Source organism: Micromonospora sp. NPDC000207, from assembly GCF_040300925.1.
GTDB lineage: Bacteria > Actinomycetota > Actinomycetes > Mycobacteriales > Micromonosporaceae > Micromonospora.
Window position 1 is genome coordinate 1 of sequence record NZ_JBEPEQ010000015.1, and the last position, 14,520, is coordinate 14,520.

Here is a 14,520-nt window from a genome sequence, read left to right on the forward strand (position 1 = left end):
TCCGGGTCGGCCGCCCCGGGCGGGGTGTCGCGTCGCCGCAGGACCGTCACCACCGCCCCGACCGCGACGAGCACGGCGATCTGCGCCGCCCAGCGGGCGGTCGCCCCGATGCCCGCCCCGTCGGTGAGCGACGGCGCGGCCAGGGTTGCCGCGGTGAGGACGAGGAAGGCGGGTGGCCAGGTGAAGACCAGTCCGGTCAGCGCCGCCGTCGTCACCAGCCGTCCCGTACCGATCCGGGGTGGATCGACCCGGACCCGTACCTCGTCGGGTGCCCAGACCAGTCTGCGGGCGGGCGGGGTGTCCGGTTCCGGGTTCGCCATGCCGCCGAACCTACAACGCGATCATCGACGCCGGTCGGGGTGCCCCGACCCGCGTACGGGTCGCCTCACCGGGATCGCAGGTGACGCAACTCCACGACCTGGACCTCGTACGGCGTCTCGCCCGGGTTGCGTACCGCGTACGTCTCCCCGGGGTTCAGGTAGCGCACCCCGCCGTCCGGGGCGGAGTCGACACCCGGTCCTCCTTCGAGGGGGACGACGACGGCCGGGACCGGACCGGCCTGCCAGGTGTGCTCGACCCCGGGGTCGGCGGCGAGACGTCGGACGGTCACCTCGTCGAGGTCGAGGACCGTGACAGCGGTGGTGGGGACCGTCGGCGTGCCGGACCACTGTTCGAGGGCCGCACCGGAGGCTTCCTCCCCGAGGTCGAGCACCTCGATCAGTCGGTTGCGGTACCTGCTGTCGCCGTGGTTGGTGAGCATGTGCACCGGGGAGACCGGTCGGTAGATGGCGTTGCCCACCTGCTCGGTGATGAAGCGGGGCGGACTGCCGTCGAGCCAGTCCATCCGGCAGTCCGAGGACTGGACGCAGAGCACGACGTACGGGTTGTGGTGCAGGTGCCACGGCTGGGTCTCGCCGGGGGCGAGGTCCACCTCCCAGACCCGGACCCGCGAGTTGGCCAGCAGGACCCGCTGACCGATCTCCCCCAGCACGACCGGGGTGCCGTCGGGGGAGTGGACGGTGGTGCCTGCGGTCATCGGGGTCCTCCCGTCCGTCGGGCGGGGCCGCCCGTCGTTCTCACCGTCGTCGGCCCCTGACCCGGGGCGTCGACCTGCCCGGAAGTCTAGCCGTCCTGATCTTGCGACGGCTCTCGCCGTGACCTCCGCTGCCCGCTGCCCCGCGCCGTACCGGCAGGTGCCTGTCGACCCGCACCGGCGGCGCGACGGTCCACAGTCGATCCGGTGGCGGGTGTCGGCACCGGACGCCCGCCACCGTAGTCGATCAGCTCGTGACGGCGAGCAGCTCCTGCACCAGGCGTGCGGCGTGGGTCACGACCAGACCGTGGGAGGCGTCGTCGTACACCACGAGCCGACTGTCGCGGATCTCGTCGGCCGACTGTTCGGCGCAGAGGGCGATCGGGGCCACCGGGTCCCGACGACCGTGGACCAGGAGCGCCGGCACGTCGATCTTTCCCAGGTCGGGCCGGAGGTCGGTGGTGAACAGGGTCCGGTACACCTCCGTCGCGGCGCGCAGCGAGGAGTTCAACGACTGCTGTCCCATCCACCCGGCCAGCTCCTGGGAGATCGGCAGGTCGCCGGGGGACGCTCCGGGACCGGCGAAGAAGGGCAGGGTGATCTGGGCGGTGTATCCGGGCCGGTCCGTGCGCAGCCCCGTCAGCATGGCCTCCAGCACCCCTGGGTCGAGCCCGTCCGGGTTGGTGGGGGAGACGGCCAGCATCGGGGTGGTGGTGGCCACCAGCACGATCCGCTCCACCCGGGCCGATCCGTGACGGGACAGGTACCGCACCACCTCACCGCAGCCCATCGCGTTGCCGACCAGCGTCACCCCGTCGAGGTCGAGCTCCTCGACCAGGTGGTGGAGGTCGTCGGCCAGGCCGTCGTAGTCGTAGCCGTGCCAGGGCCAGTCGGAGCGGCCGTGGCCACGACGGTCGTACGTGACACAGCGCCGCCCCTGCTCGGTCAGGGTGGGTACGTGCAGGTCCCACAGTTGGTGACCCATCGTCGCGCTGCTGAGCAGGACGAGGGGGCGGCCCTGCCCGCTGTCGGAGTAGAAGAGCCTGGTGCCGTCGTGGCTGTCGATGAAGGGCACGGAAACTCCTCGCCCCGCTACCAGGTGACCGGTAGTGACTCGACACCGTGGAAGACAGTGCCCCGGCGGAACAGCTCGTTGGGGTTGGTGGTGGCGAGGCGCAGGTTCGGGAACCGTTCGAACAGCCGCCGGATCGAGATGACCATCTCCTCCCGGGCCAGCGGGGCACCCTGGCAGTAGTGCGTCCCCACCCCCCACTGGAGGTGCCGCTGACTGTCGCGCCGCAGGTCGATGCGGTGGGGTTCCGGGAAGGCGGCCGGGTCGTGGTTGCCGGCGGGGATGGAGATGACCACCGCGTCGCCCGCTTGCATCTGTCGGCCGCCGAGTTCGAGGTCCTCGGTCACGAGCCGCACGATGGCATCCTGGGAGATCGACCAGTACCTCATCGACTCCTCGATGAACGCCGGGATCAGCTTCCCGTCGTCGGCGAGCACCTCGGCCCGCAGGTCGGCGTCGGCGAGGAGGGTGAGGATGTTCAGGGCGATCTGGTTGGTGGTGGTCTCGTGGCCGGCGACGAGGACCAGCCGCGCGATGCCTACCAGCTGGTCGAGGTCGATCTCACCGGTGCTGAGCCGCTCCACGGCGAGCTGACTCATCAGGTCGTCCTGTGGGTCCGCCTGCTTGCGCTCGGCGAGTTCGGCGAGATAGTTGCTCATCTCCAGGTAGGCGGCGAACGACCGTTCCGGGTCACCCTGCGAGATGGTGACCCGGGTCTTCTCGACGAAGAACGCGTGGTCCTTGTCCGGCACACCCAGCAGGTTCGCGATCACCATCGTGGGGAGTTTGCGGGAGAACGCGTCGTGCAGGTCGGCGGGTTGCGGCTGGGCGGCGAGGTCGTCCAACAGCCGTTCGGTGAGGGCTTCGATGGCCGACCGCATGTCGCGCACCCGGCGGGCGGTGAACTGGCTGGCGATCATCCCCCGGAGCCGGCCGTGCTCCGGATCGTCCATCCGGAGGAAGGACGAGGGGCGCTGTCCCGGCGGGATCTGGATCCGGACCGGTGCGCCGGGCAGCAGTTCGTCGGCGCTGAGTCGGACGTCCATCAGGGCCTGCCGGACGTCCGGGTAGCGGGTGACCAGCCAGGCCCGACGCTCGGCGGTCGCCCCGGCCGGGATCAGCACCGCACACGGCGGCGCTTCACGCAGGGCGGACAGGACGGGAGGCGTGGTGCCGTCCTCCTCTCGCGGAAACGGCCACGACAGGACCTTCTCTTCCTGGTCCAAAGTCACCGGACTACCTCCGTCGCGTCGTTGTTCCCGTTGCGCGACTAATGGTGGTCGACTTCGCTGACAACCCGCTGACGGGCGGAGGACGTCGTCGACAGACGCGAGGACCGCGCCCGGAGAGATGTTCTCTCCGGACGCGGTCCGACTGCGTTTCGAATTTTCGTCGTCGTTATCGGAGACCGACGAACCTGCCCATCGCCGTCGCCGCGTGGTCGAAGAAGGCGTCGGGGTCCTCGGCGAATCCGTTGACGTGTCCGTACACCGCGAAGCCGATCATGCCGAGCAGTTGTGTCCAGGCGACGAGCAGCCGGGCGATCACGTCGTCCGGGAGGCCCGCCAGCATGCCGCGGGACAGGTTCTGCACGTTGCGCCGCATGCCGGCGGAGGTACCGGGTTCACCCGGCTGGGCTGCGGCGACCCGTCCCGCCTTCGTCGCCTGCCGGAGGATGTCGACGAGGACGACGGCCGCGCGTGCGCCCACCACCACCGATTCCGGTGGCGCGCTGTATCCGGGTCGTGGGGGACCCCAGATGAGGGTGAACTGGGCCGGGTTCGCCTGCGCCCAGACCCGCATACCCTGGCATGCCGACTCCCATTCGGCGAGGGAACCGAGCCCTTTCTTCCGGGCCTCGGCGGCCCCCTTCTCGGCACTGGCGCCCATGGCTTCGTAGGCCCGCATGACGAGTGCTGTCAACAGGGCGGCGGAATTGGGGAACTGGGCGAGGACGTCCTCCCGGGAAAGGCCCAGTGATTCGGCGATCGACTGTGGGTCGAGCACTTCCGGCCCGCTGAGGGCCAACCGACGGTACGCCTCCCGCTTGATGTCCTCGGGCACGTGCTGGACGCGGGTGTCCGCGCTGTTCATGGTGGTGATCCCTCTCAGTCGACCGGCCGGTGTCGGGGAAGAAGTTGGACGAGCAGCCCGATGAGCACCGCGAACACCGTCACCCAGACCATTCCGGCGAGGAAGGCCTCCGGGTAGTCGCCGGGCTGGGGGTCGAGACCGAGGGTGTCGTAGAAGACGACGCCGATGATCGCCACGCCGACGGCGCCACCGACCTGCTGGGAGGTGGCCAGCACCCCGGAGGCAGCTCCGGCGTACTCGGGGTCGAGGTTGGCCAGGACCGTGTTGGTCAGCGGGCCGAGGATGAGTCCCATGCCCGCGCCGGCGAGGGCGAAGCCGGGGATCAACGAGGCGTGGCCCCCCTCGTCGCCGATGCGCGCCACGCTCAGGTGGGTCAGCAGCAGCCCCGCGAACATCACCACCGACCCGACGGTGAGCACGTGGCGACCGATGCGGGCCGCGATGCGCTCCGAGAGCAGGGAGGCGAGGAAGTAGCCCGTGGCGATCGGCGTGAAGATCAAGCCGGACTGCAACGGGGTCATGCCCTTCCCCTCCTGCAGGTACAGGGCGAGGAACAGGAAGAACGAGCCCATCAGCATGTTGAACAACACCGTGGCCAGCAGGCCGATGCTGAACGCGCGGGCGCGGAAGAGTCGCATGTCGATCAGTGGACCGCCGGCCCGTCTGCCCAGGGTGGCCTGGTGGCGGGCGAACGTGACGAGCAGGACGGGCGCGGCGGCCAGCATCAGCCACGTCCACAGCGGCCAACCCTGTTCGCGTCCGAGGACCAGCGGCAGGACCAGCGCCACCAGGCCGGCGGCGATCAGGGCGGTGCCGACGAGGTCCAGCGAGGTCCGGGTCTCCGCCCGGGACTCCGGTACGTACCGCATCGTGAGCGCGATGGTGGCCAGCCCGATGGGCAGGTTCACCAGGTAGCAGTTGCGCCAGCTCAGCCCGAACAGGTCGGCCTCGATCAGCAGCCCGCCGATGAGCTGACCGCAGACCGAGGCGAGCCCGAGGGTCAGGGCGTACGCGGTGTACGCCCGTGCCCGGGCGGGACCGGAGTAGACCACGCCGAGGATCGCCAGACCCTGGGGCATCAGGAGGGCGGCCGACAGCCCCTGGGCCACCCGGGAGATCACCAGGAACTCGGCGGTCGGGGCGAGCCCGCACGCGACGGAGGCGACGGTGAACGCGGTGAGGCCGAGCAGGAAGATCCGGCGGCGTCCGTAGAGGTCACCCAGCCGGCCGCAGATGATCAGTCCGGCGGCGAGCGAGAGCCAGTAGCCGGCGATGATGAATTGGATGGCCGCAGGGCTCGCGTTCAGCTCGCGTTGGGTCGAGGGAATGGCGACGTTCACGATGAAGAAGTCCAGCGCGACCATGAAGACCGCCGCGAGGACCACGGGCATCACGATCCACCGGTGACGACTGTCCGGTTCGACGGCGGTCGGCGGGCCACCCGGTCCGGTCGAGGCCAGATTCGCGGTTCTCGACACGAGAAATTCCCCTCACATTGGTGGAGCGTTGATGCGGTCCACACCACCGCGCAGGTACGCCGGCGCGATATGCGGCCATCCCGGCGACGCAGTTCCGGTCCGGGCGTGTTTATGGTGTCCGATCCAGGTGCCGTCTGCTCGTTTCGCAGCATGATCGAGCGTGTGTGGAAGACGCTTGTCGGTGTCATCCTGCAAGGCGGCCGGCCTGCTGTCCATTACGTCGAAGGTAAGACTCGCGGCGGATCGGTGGGTTCCCTGCCGGGGGTGGGGCGGGGAGGCCGGCGCTCTGCGGGGTCGGCGTACCGGAAGGGACCTAAGCTCACCAAACACCCAGATCACGCCGCCCGGCGAGCCTCCGACCATCGGAGGGTGACCTCCGTGCTGCGAAGAGCGACAGTCGGTGCGGGGTTCGATCTCGTGGGGGTCCCTGCCCTGAGGTCGCGCTTGAGCGGCGAAAACAGTTGGTGAGTGCCCACTGCGCGCTTTAGGGTTCGGGGTTTTCTGGCACTTTTTTCCGCATCCGCGAAGGACAATTGCGACATGGGCGATTGTGTCTTCCATGATCTTGTTGCAATAGACTGACGTCGTTGACTTGTAGAACTTTCGCTGGGTAGTCTTCGGCGTGGATCGCGATGGGAAAACTGGGTGGTGCGTCCCGGTGAGGTGACTCACCGAGCGGATCTGACTGTCTGGATCTACCTTCCGGCAGCCATGCTGATCCCCGTCCCGTGCGCGACCTGATCGGCGCGATCACACCAGTGACGTCCTCAACTGGATGTCACTTTTCGGGTGGATTCCGGCGTGATGGGGGAGCGGTGAATTTCTGGATTCTGGGGCGAGTCGCAGTCGGTTCCGCAGAGCGAATGGCCTACTTTCGCCGGGGCCTACAGTGCACCCTGCTGGCAGCGTTGCTGTCGGCCGAGGGGCAGATGCTGTCGACCGGGGCGTTGGTGACGGAGCTGTGGGGCGACGCCCCGCCGGACCGGGTGGAGAACGCCCTCCAGGCGCACGTCAGTCGACTGCGCCGCAAGCTTCAGGCCATCGAACCGGACTTCGCCGAGACGCGGCTCATCGCCCAGGCCGGCGGTTACCGGCTGACGCTGGCCGGCGCGAAGATCGATGCGATGGTGTTCACCCGGGCACTGGCGCAGGCGCGACTGACCGCCGAGACCGACCCGACCGAGACCGCCTACCGTCTGCGGGAGGCGTTGGCACTGTGGCAGGGCCCGGCCTTCGGTGGCGCTGCCATCGGACTCGCCGCGCAGGCCGCCGCCGTACGGCTCGACGAGTGTCGACTGGCCGCCCTGCAACTGCTCTTCGACAGCGAACTGCGCGTCGGCCTGCACACCGCCATCATTCCCGAGCTCACCGAACTGGTGCGGGCCGAGTCACCCAACGAGCGACTCTGTGAGCAGTTGATGGTGGCGCTGTACCGCTGCGGTCGACAGACTGACGCGCTGGGGGTCTACCGGTGGATGCGCAACCGGATGCTTGAGGAGTTGGGTATCGAACCGTCACCGGTGCTGCGCAACCACGAGCGGGCCATCCTGGCCCATCACCCCGACCTGCAGGCTCGACAGGACCACCTGGCGCTGCGCGACAGCCCGCTGTGACCCCGCCGCCGGTCATGCCGGCGGCGGTCCGGTCCGGACGTCGACAAGATGGGCGCGACCCCCGATCCGACAGGAGGTCGCGCCTTCGCCGCCGTCGGTGTGACCGACGGCGGCGGTGCCGGTGCCCGGGCGGGTCAGTCGGGTCGGACCACGGCCGGGGCCCGCCCGACGGCCCCCGTCACCGCGTCCCGTCGCGGAGCAGCTGGTTGAGGTCGGCGAGGGCGACGTCGGCGTCGCCGGCCACCCGCTCGTCGTCCGGGGCCCCGCAGACGGCGGCGAACAGCTCCACGACCCGCTGCAACGCCAGGCCGACCCGGGTCTCGTGATCCTCCGTCATGTCGCACTCCTCGTGGATGTCGGGGCCGGGGCGGTCGACGACCGCCCGGTCTGCTCAGAACGCGTTCGAGGCGCGGAAGACGTGGGCGAAGCCGGCGACGCTCGCCGGGCCGTCGAAGGCCACGTACTCCGGCAACAACAGGTCGGGCGCCCACTTCTGCTTGTACGCCAGCTGGGACTGGGCCGGATAGACCGCCTCACCGTGCGTCCACAGCAGCTCCATGAACCGACGGAAACCCACGTCGTGTCCGGGCATCTCGTGGTCGTCGTGCAGGCCGGTGAAGGGCGTGAAACCGAAGTGCAGCCAGGCGACCTCCTCGGCGCGGAAGGTCTCGACGGCGGCCACGTTGATCGCCTCCATGATCCCCGGGATCCTGCTGGGCACCCGTCGGCTCAGGTCGTGCATCCAACCCGGCCGGTTGCCGTACACGGGGGAGTAGGAGATGTAGCCGACCGGGTCGCCGTCGATGAAACCGACGAACATGCGGCGGTGGGGCTGCATCCGGTCGCCGTACTGTCCGACCAGGTATTCCAACTCTCGGGTCTGCTCGCCCTTGTCGCGCAACCAGAGCCTGTCGATCTCGCGCAGCCGGGGGAACACCGCGTCGTCGTGGACCTCCACGACGTCGAGTCCGGCTCGCTTCGCCCGGGAGATCTTGTTGCGTAGCTGCATGAACTTGGTGCCGGCGAGCGAGAAGGCGGGCAGGCTGCGGGCCCACGACGCGCCGACCTGGTTGACTGTGAATCCGGCGTCGGCGTAGAGCTGCGCGTCGTAGCGCTGCAACTGGACGCCGACCAGGCCCAGACCCTGCTCCCGCGCCGTCGACCGGAACGCCTCCAACAGTTCCCGGTACGACCCGGTCGGGGCGAACGGCCCGCCGAGCTGCACCAGGAAACGGCCGGTCCGTCGGTAGACGATCAGTCCGGGGTGGTCCGGAAGTTGGAAGTAGGAGTTGCCCTCGCTCACCGCGAGAAAGGAACTCGGATTGTCGGCGAACGGGTAGTCGTGGATGGCGGCCAACGCAGGATGGTTGGCGGTCAGTGACGTGGTCACCTCGGTCTCCTCGTCCACTCTGGCTTTCGCGTGCATTGGCTTCCGTGAACCCATGCTACGGGTAGTCGGGGCGGTTGTTAGGGGTCGAAAAACTGTCGTCAGCGAGCTGTCAGGCAGTGGTCAGGTCGACGGGTCACAGTCATCTCGTCGAACAACGATGGCCGAGCGGATCGGACGGAGTGGACGACGAGGAGAGGTACCCGAAGTGGCCTATTGGGGGCCGAGTCCAACTCGGTCGGGCTTTTAGCCCACGCAGCGTTCGAATCCTGCCCTCTCCGCAGCGCGAAGCCCGAGAAAAGAGGCGTCATGTCACTGGACGAGATGCGCAACTCACCCGGGCTGATAATTGCGAATCCGGCGGCCGGCACATGCGGACCGGAACTGGTGACGGAACTCGTGGCCCGGTGCCGGCAGTTCCTGCCCGAGGTCCGGGTGCACTGGACCACGGGCCGTGGGGACGCCACCGACGCCGCCCGGGCCGCAGCCGAGCAGAGCACCGGAGGTCCGGGCATCGTCTTCGCCGTCGGCGGGGACGGCACCGTGCGTGAGGTGGTCGAAGGCTTCACCGCGGCGGCCCGGCACCCGGGTCGGGGGCCGGCGCTCATGGTCGTCCCGGCCGGGACCGGCAACTCCAACTACCTCGCGCACTGGAACGACTGCGCCTGGCCGACGGCGGTGACGGCAGCCCTGTCCCGACTGTGGAACGGGCCGGTCACCGCGGAGGTCCGCAGGCTCGACCTGTGCCGGCTGGTCGAGACCGACGAGATCGTCCTGCTGGGAGCGTGCTCCGGACTGATCGCCGAGGCCCTGACCCACGCCCGGGACGTACCGCTGACGGGTCGACCGCGCTACCGGGAGGCGCTCGCCCGCGCCGCCGAGGCGAACCGCCCCTACCCGGGCCGGGTGGAGGTCGACGGCGTACTCGTCCACGAGGGCCCGACGGTGCTGGCGAACGTCGGTGGCGGCCGGTACCGAGGCGGCCAGTACCAGGTCCTTCCCCGGTCGATCCTCGACGACGGTCTCCTCGACGTCTGCGTCATCGGTGCCGAGACCCGCGCCGCCGACGTGCCGGAGCTGACCCGCCGGGCGGCGCACCTCGGGCGACCCGGCGTCGTCTACGCCACCGGGCGGCGGATCGTCCTGAGCCGGCAGGACGGGGAGCCGTTCTGGTTCGAGCACGACGGGGAGCTGCTGCCGCGTGAGCACGCCACCGTGACGCTGGAGGTGCTGCCCGGCCGACTACCTGTCGTCTGCCACGCCGGGCGGACGCTCGGCTGACGGTGTCCCGGAGGCATCCATGAGATCCGACGCGGCGGCACCCGCCGACGGTCCCCTGCTGACCCGGTTGTCACAGTGGGCCTGCGACCTGCGACCCACCGACGTCCCGGAGCGGGTCCGAGCCCTGGCGACCAGTCAGATCCTCGCCCAGATCGCGGCGATCCGGGCCGGGCTGCGGCACTCCAGGAGCGCTGCCCTGCTGCGGGCGTACGGGCCGATCCACCAGCCGGACCCGCGCCGCTGCGCTGTGGTCCTGGGTGCCCTGGGCTCGTGGTTGAACCTTGACGACACCGCCTACGCCGGGCACCTCGCCCCGTCGACTGTCGCCGTCCCGTTGGCCTGGGCGCTGGCCGGACGGACCGACGGGCGGAGCCTGGTGAACGCCGTGGTGGTGGCCAACGAGTGCGCCGCCCGGATCACCGCCGCCGCCACCCTCGGTCCGTTGCGCGGGCAGAGTGCCCTGCACACCCACCTGGCCGGTGCGGTGGCGGGTCGACTGGCGAGCGAGGGAGCGTCGGCCCGGCGGTGGGCGAACGCGATGAGCCTGGCCTTCGCCGCTCCGCCCTGGCCTGCCATGCACGCCTTCCTCGGAGGCGACGCCAAGCTGGTCCACGTCGTGACCCCGGTCCGGGCCGCGATGGACGCCTGCGACGCCGCCGCCGCGGGCCTGACCGGTCCGCCTGACGTGCTCGAACACCCACGGGGCTTCCTGGCGCGCTTCGCCACGGTGCCCCTGCCCGACCTGGTGACCGAGGAACTGGGACGCCGCTGGCACACCGACACGCTGTCGTTCAAGCTCCGCCCGGGGGGACCCGGCATCGACGCGGCGGTGGACTGCGCTGTCGAGCTGCACCGGGAGGTGCGCGGGACGCCGGTGGCCGGCGTCGAGATCGCCGCCTCCGTCTACACGCTCTTCGCCGGTCGCCTGGCGGAGGGCTACGAGGCCGGTCCGGACACCCCGCTCAGTGCCCTCCTGCTCGGCACCGGTTATCCGGTGGCGACCGCATTGCTCACCGGGGACCTGCGGGTGGAGGACTTCGACAGCCGGGAGTTGCGTGATCCGGCCCGGTGGGCACTGGCCCGCACCGTCCGGCTGGTGCACGACCCGCAGATGTCCCGGCAGCTGTTCGCCTCGGTGGCGCCGTTCGGTGCGGCGCTACGGCGGGCCGGTGAGCGGGCGCGGCCGTGGTTGTCGCAGTTCGTCGGAGCGGAGCTGGCCGAACTCGCCCTGGTGGCCGCCGAGGAGGCGGACTCCGACGAGACGTTCCGGGAGGCGACCAAGGCGACGCCGGCCCGGGTCACGGTACGGCTGGCGGACGGCCGTTCGGTCACCCGGGAGCGGTCGGTGCCACTGGGGGCAGCCGGTCCGGACACCCGTCGTCGGCACGGCGAGCTGGTCCGGGGGAAGTTCCTCGCCCAGGGCGGAACGGTGGCCGTGGCCGATTCCTTCGGCGCGGGTCTCACCGACACGACCGCCGGGGAACTGTCCGCGCTGTTGTACGCCGCGCTCACCGAGGACCGGTGACCGGGCCGCCGCAAAAGGACTGAATCGATCGGCTGGCATCAATTCAACGTCAGGCGGGTGTCAGGTCCGCGTCAGGGGCCGCTGCGACAATTCTCCGTGTGTTTGGGAGGGGGCGTTTCCGCTCTGAACATCGGTGATGGGAGATAACTCGCGTGTCTATTGCCTCTGAGGTCGACATGGTGCCGTCCGTCGGCTCGTCACTCGCCGGTCGGCCGCAGGCCGTCATCGATCAGGTGCGCAGCTACGAGTCGTACATCGCCGGCCGGGACGTCGCGGGCGAGGGATGGGTGTACACGCTCACCGCACGGTCACTTCTCGAAGATGTCTTCACCAGTGTGAACATCAAGAGAACGCTGGAGCAGAACCCGGAATCACCGGAGTCCCTCCACCCGTACGTCGTCGGCCGGTGCGGGGTGGCGACCCTGGCCGACATCGACGCGGCGGTGGACGCGGCGGTGTCGGCGAAGGCGGGATGGGCGGCGACCCCACTGGCCACCCGGATGCGACTCGGCCCGATATTCCGCGCCAAGCTCCGGGAGCACCGGGAGGAACTCCTGTCGCTGCTGATGGCCGAGGCGCACCCCCGGATGCTCGCCGAGTGGGAGCTGTCCTGCCTGGAGCAGGTCTACAGCGACGAGAGCTGCGACTGGTACCGCCAGCAGATGGCCACCGAGTTCGACCACGCCGACCGCAGGCTGATCGTCCGGCGGTGTCCCGACGGCGTGGTCGCCATCAACCCACCGCAGAACGCCCCCGCCCCCAGCGCGGCACTGGCGGTCCTCATCCTGATGGCGGGCAACACCGTCGTCGTACGGGCCCCCCGCAGCATCGCCCTGAGCACCATGTACGTCCTCAGGGAGCTGGTCGCCCCCCTCCTGGCGGAGCTGGGCGCCCCGCCCGGCACCCTCAACGTGATCTGCGGCAAACCGCAGCAGACGCTGGACCGCTGGCTGGAGCACCCGGGCGTCGACGACATCCTGTACTTCGGCGGCAGTGAGGAGGGGCTGCGCTTCGAACAGGAGTGCGTGGCCCGGGGCAAGAAACCCATCCTCGAACTCGCCGGCAACGACGGCCTGGTCGTCTGGCGCGACGCCGACCTCAAGCTCGCCGCCGAGGCGATCGCCGAGTGCTTCTACGGCTCCGGCCAGATCTGCATGGTCCCCAACTACGTGCTCGCCCACCCCGCTGTCGCCGAGGAGCTGATCGGGCTGGTCCGCGAGGAGGTGGGCAACGTCCGTCCGGGCTACCCGGAGGAACGCGGGGTGCTGCTGTCCCCGGTACGCCGTAGCGAGAAGTTCTTCCGCCTGCTCGACCAGGCGGTGCGCAACGGTGCCGAGCTGGTCTGCGGTGGCCGTCGGACCGAACTGGACGGCACGCCCTCCGAGACCGGGGTCTTCCTCGAACCGACTGTGGTCCGGGTCGAGGGCCTGCGGGACGCCCGGCGCTTCGACATCGTGCGGCACGAGACGTTCTTCCCGCTCATCCCGCTGGTCGTCGCGGAACCCGCCGACGACGAACTGCTGCTGGACCGCTTCGTCGACTTCCTCAACGACAACAGCTACGGGCTGCGCAACTCGCTGTGGGCCACCTCGTCGGAGGTCGTCGACCGGTTCGTCACCCGGATCAACAACGGTGGTCTGCTGAAGGTCAACGACTCGCACATCGGGTTCCTGCCCTACCTGCCCAGTCACGGGGGGACCGGCCTCACCGGTGGAGCCTTCGGCGAGGCCAACTACCCGATCCTCAAGACCTCCCACCTGCAGGGGGTCAGCATCTCCCGGGGCATCCGCCCCCGCACCGCCGTGTTCGGCGACTGACCGGTACCACTTCCGGTCCCCACTCCACTCTCCGCATCCCCCGGAGGTAACGACAATGCGCTCCCTCGACGTCGCCCGCGCGACCTGCGAGAGACTCCATCCCGGCCTCTGCGCGGCGTTGGCCGCCGCACCGCTGGCCGAGCACGAGTCGTCGCAGAGCACCTCGATCAAGACGTTCCGCGCGCACGGCGGCGCCGGGCTGCTCGTACCGGCGGCGCACGGTGGTGCCGGGGCGAACGCCCTGGACGCGGTACGGGTGACCCGCGCCGTCTCGTCGTACGCCCCCTCCCTCGGCGCGGCGGTGACGATGCACCACTTCACAGTGGCGATGCTGTTCACCCTGGCCGAGACCGCCGGGCGGCTGACCCCGGCGCAGACGACACTGCTGCACCGGGTCGCCCCGGAGGGGCTGCTGATGGCGTCGGGCTGGGCGGAGGGGAAGCCGAACGCGAACATCCTGACGCCGAGTGTCACGGCCCGTCCGGCACCCGGCGGCGGCTTCCTGATCAGCGGCAGCAAGAAGCCGTGCAGCCTCTCCGCCTCGATGGACCTGCTGACCGCCAGCGTCGCCCTGCCCGACCCCGACGGCGGGTCGACGTTGGCGGTGCTGCTCATTCCGGCCGACGCTCCCGGCATCTCGGTCGACCCGTTCTGGGCGACGTACGTGCTGCCCGCCGCCGAGACCGACGAGGTCCGGCTCACCGACGTGCACGTACCGGAGGAACTGATCATCCGGACCGTGCCGGACGACCCGCAGCGCCTCGACGACCTGCAGACCTCCGGGTTCGTCTGGTTCGAAATGATGATCACCTCGGTCTATCTCGGGGCGGCGAGCGCCCTGGTGGAACAGGTGGTGGCCAGCGGCCGGGGCAGCGTGACGGACCGGGCGGCGGTCGCCGTCGGCCTGGAGTCGGCGATCGCCGCAGTGGAGGGCGTGGCCCGGGCGGTCCTGGACGGGGTCGACGGCGACGAGGCCGTCGCCGCCGTCCTGGTCGCCCGCTACGCCGCCCAGGAGGCGATCGGCCGGGCGGTGGACCTCGCCGTCGAGTTGCTGGGCGGGCTGTCCTTCATCCGCTCCGGCGACGTCGCCTACCTGGCCTCCGCCGCCCGGCCGCTCGTCTTCCACCCGCCGTCGCGGACGAGCGCCGCCCAACCACTGCTCGACTACTTCGCCGGTCAGCCGTTGGTGCTGTCCTGACCACCACCACGAGGGGGACCCA

At 70.1% G+C, this 14,520-nt stretch carries 13 protein-coding genes and 1 tRNA gene; 6 read left to right on the forward strand and 8 right to left on the reverse strand.

The features are described from left to right. The 6 genes from ABT336_RS06100 to ABT336_RS06125 form a co-directional block, all read right to left on the reverse strand. On the reverse strand, nucleotides 1-320 hold a 320-nt coding region (locus tag ABT336_RS06100), incomplete at its 3' end, for a hypothetical protein (protein WP_350895414.1). A gap of 65 nt (nucleotides 321-385) precedes the next feature. Beyond that, a complete protein-coding gene (locus ABT336_RS06105; protein ID WP_350895415.1) occupies nucleotides 386-1,036 on the reverse strand; it encodes a cupin domain-containing protein in 651 nt (216 codons plus the stop codon). A gap of 244 nt (nucleotides 1,037-1,280) precedes the next feature. Then, the gene (locus tag ABT336_RS06110; protein WP_350895416.1) at nucleotides 1,281-2,108 is read right to left on the reverse strand and encodes an alpha/beta fold hydrolase; all 828 of its coding nucleotides are present in this window, start codon (nucleotides 2,106-2,108) and stop codon (nucleotides 1,281-1,283) included. Between the two features lie 17 nt (nucleotides 2,109-2,125). Continuing rightward, complete coding sequence (locus ABT336_RS06115; protein ID WP_350895417.1) at nucleotides 2,126-3,337, reverse strand: cytochrome P450; 1,212 nt, start codon at nucleotides 3,335-3,337, stop codon at nucleotides 2,126-2,128. 166 nt (nucleotides 3,338-3,503) lie between these two features. After that, the gene (locus ABT336_RS06120; RefSeq protein WP_350895418.1) at nucleotides 3,504-4,199 is read right to left on the reverse strand and encodes a TetR-like C-terminal domain-containing protein; all 696 of its coding nucleotides are present in this window, start codon (nucleotides 4,197-4,199) and stop codon (nucleotides 3,504-3,506) included. A gap of 14 nt (nucleotides 4,200-4,213) precedes the next feature. Then, the gene (locus ABT336_RS06125) at nucleotides 4,214-5,590 is read right to left on the reverse strand and encodes an MFS transporter (RefSeq protein WP_350895419.1); all 1,377 of its coding nucleotides are present in this window, start codon (nucleotides 5,588-5,590) and stop codon (nucleotides 4,214-4,216) included. 950 nt (nucleotides 5,591-6,540) lie between these two features. Between ABT336_RS06125 and ABT336_RS06130 the strand changes: the two genes are divergently transcribed. Continuing rightward, nucleotides 6,541-7,290: an AfsR/SARP family transcriptional regulator gene (locus ABT336_RS06130; protein WP_350895420.1), complete on the forward strand. Its 750-nt coding sequence runs from the start codon at nucleotides 6,541-6,543 to the stop codon at nucleotides 7,288-7,290. Nucleotides 7,291-7,468: 178 nt separating this feature from the next. Here ABT336_RS06130 and ABT336_RS06135 read toward each other — a convergent pair whose 3' ends face one another. Both ABT336_RS06135 and ABT336_RS06140 read right to left on the reverse strand, forming a co-directional pair. After that, nucleotides 7,469-7,627, reverse strand: a complete 159-nt coding sequence (locus ABT336_RS06135; RefSeq protein WP_350895421.1) for a hypothetical protein — start codon at nucleotides 7,625-7,627, stop codon at nucleotides 7,469-7,471. 54 nt (nucleotides 7,628-7,681) lie between these two features. Further along, the gene (locus ABT336_RS06140) at nucleotides 7,682-8,680 is read right to left on the reverse strand and encodes a bifunctional lysylphosphatidylglycerol flippase/synthetase MprF (RefSeq protein WP_350895422.1); all 999 of its coding nucleotides are present in this window, start codon (nucleotides 8,678-8,680) and stop codon (nucleotides 7,682-7,684) included. Between the two features lie 190 nt (nucleotides 8,681-8,870). On the opposite strand from ABT336_RS06140, the gene ABT336_RS06145 reads away from it, so the two are divergent. The 5 genes from ABT336_RS06145 (at nucleotide 8,871) to ABT336_RS06165 (ending at nucleotide 14,498) form a co-directional block, all read left to right on the forward strand. Beyond that, nucleotides 8,871-8,958, forward strand: a tRNA-Trp gene (locus ABT336_RS06145). A 28-nt stretch (nucleotides 8,959-8,986) separates the two neighbouring features. Continuing rightward, entirely contained in the window at nucleotides 8,987-9,958 is a 972-nt protein-coding gene (locus ABT336_RS06150) for a diacylglycerol/lipid kinase family protein (protein WP_350895423.1), read from the forward strand. 19 nt (nucleotides 9,959-9,977) lie between these two features. Further along, on the forward strand, nucleotides 9,978-11,483 hold the full coding sequence (locus ABT336_RS06155) for an MmgE/PrpD family protein (RefSeq protein WP_350895424.1): 1,506 nt from the start codon (nucleotides 9,978-9,980) through the stop codon (nucleotides 11,481-11,483). A gap of 152 nt (nucleotides 11,484-11,635) precedes the next feature. Beyond that, entirely contained in the window at nucleotides 11,636-13,300 is a 1,665-nt protein-coding gene (locus tag ABT336_RS06160) for an aldehyde dehydrogenase family protein (RefSeq protein ID WP_350895425.1), read from the forward strand. Nucleotides 13,301-13,355: 55 nt separating this feature from the next. Then, nucleotides 13,356-14,498, forward strand: coding sequence for an acyl-CoA dehydrogenase family protein (locus tag ABT336_RS06165; RefSeq protein ID WP_350895426.1), 1,143 nt, complete (start codon nucleotides 13,356-13,358; stop codon nucleotides 14,496-14,498). The last annotated feature ends 22 nt before the right edge of the window (nucleotides 14,499-14,520 follow it).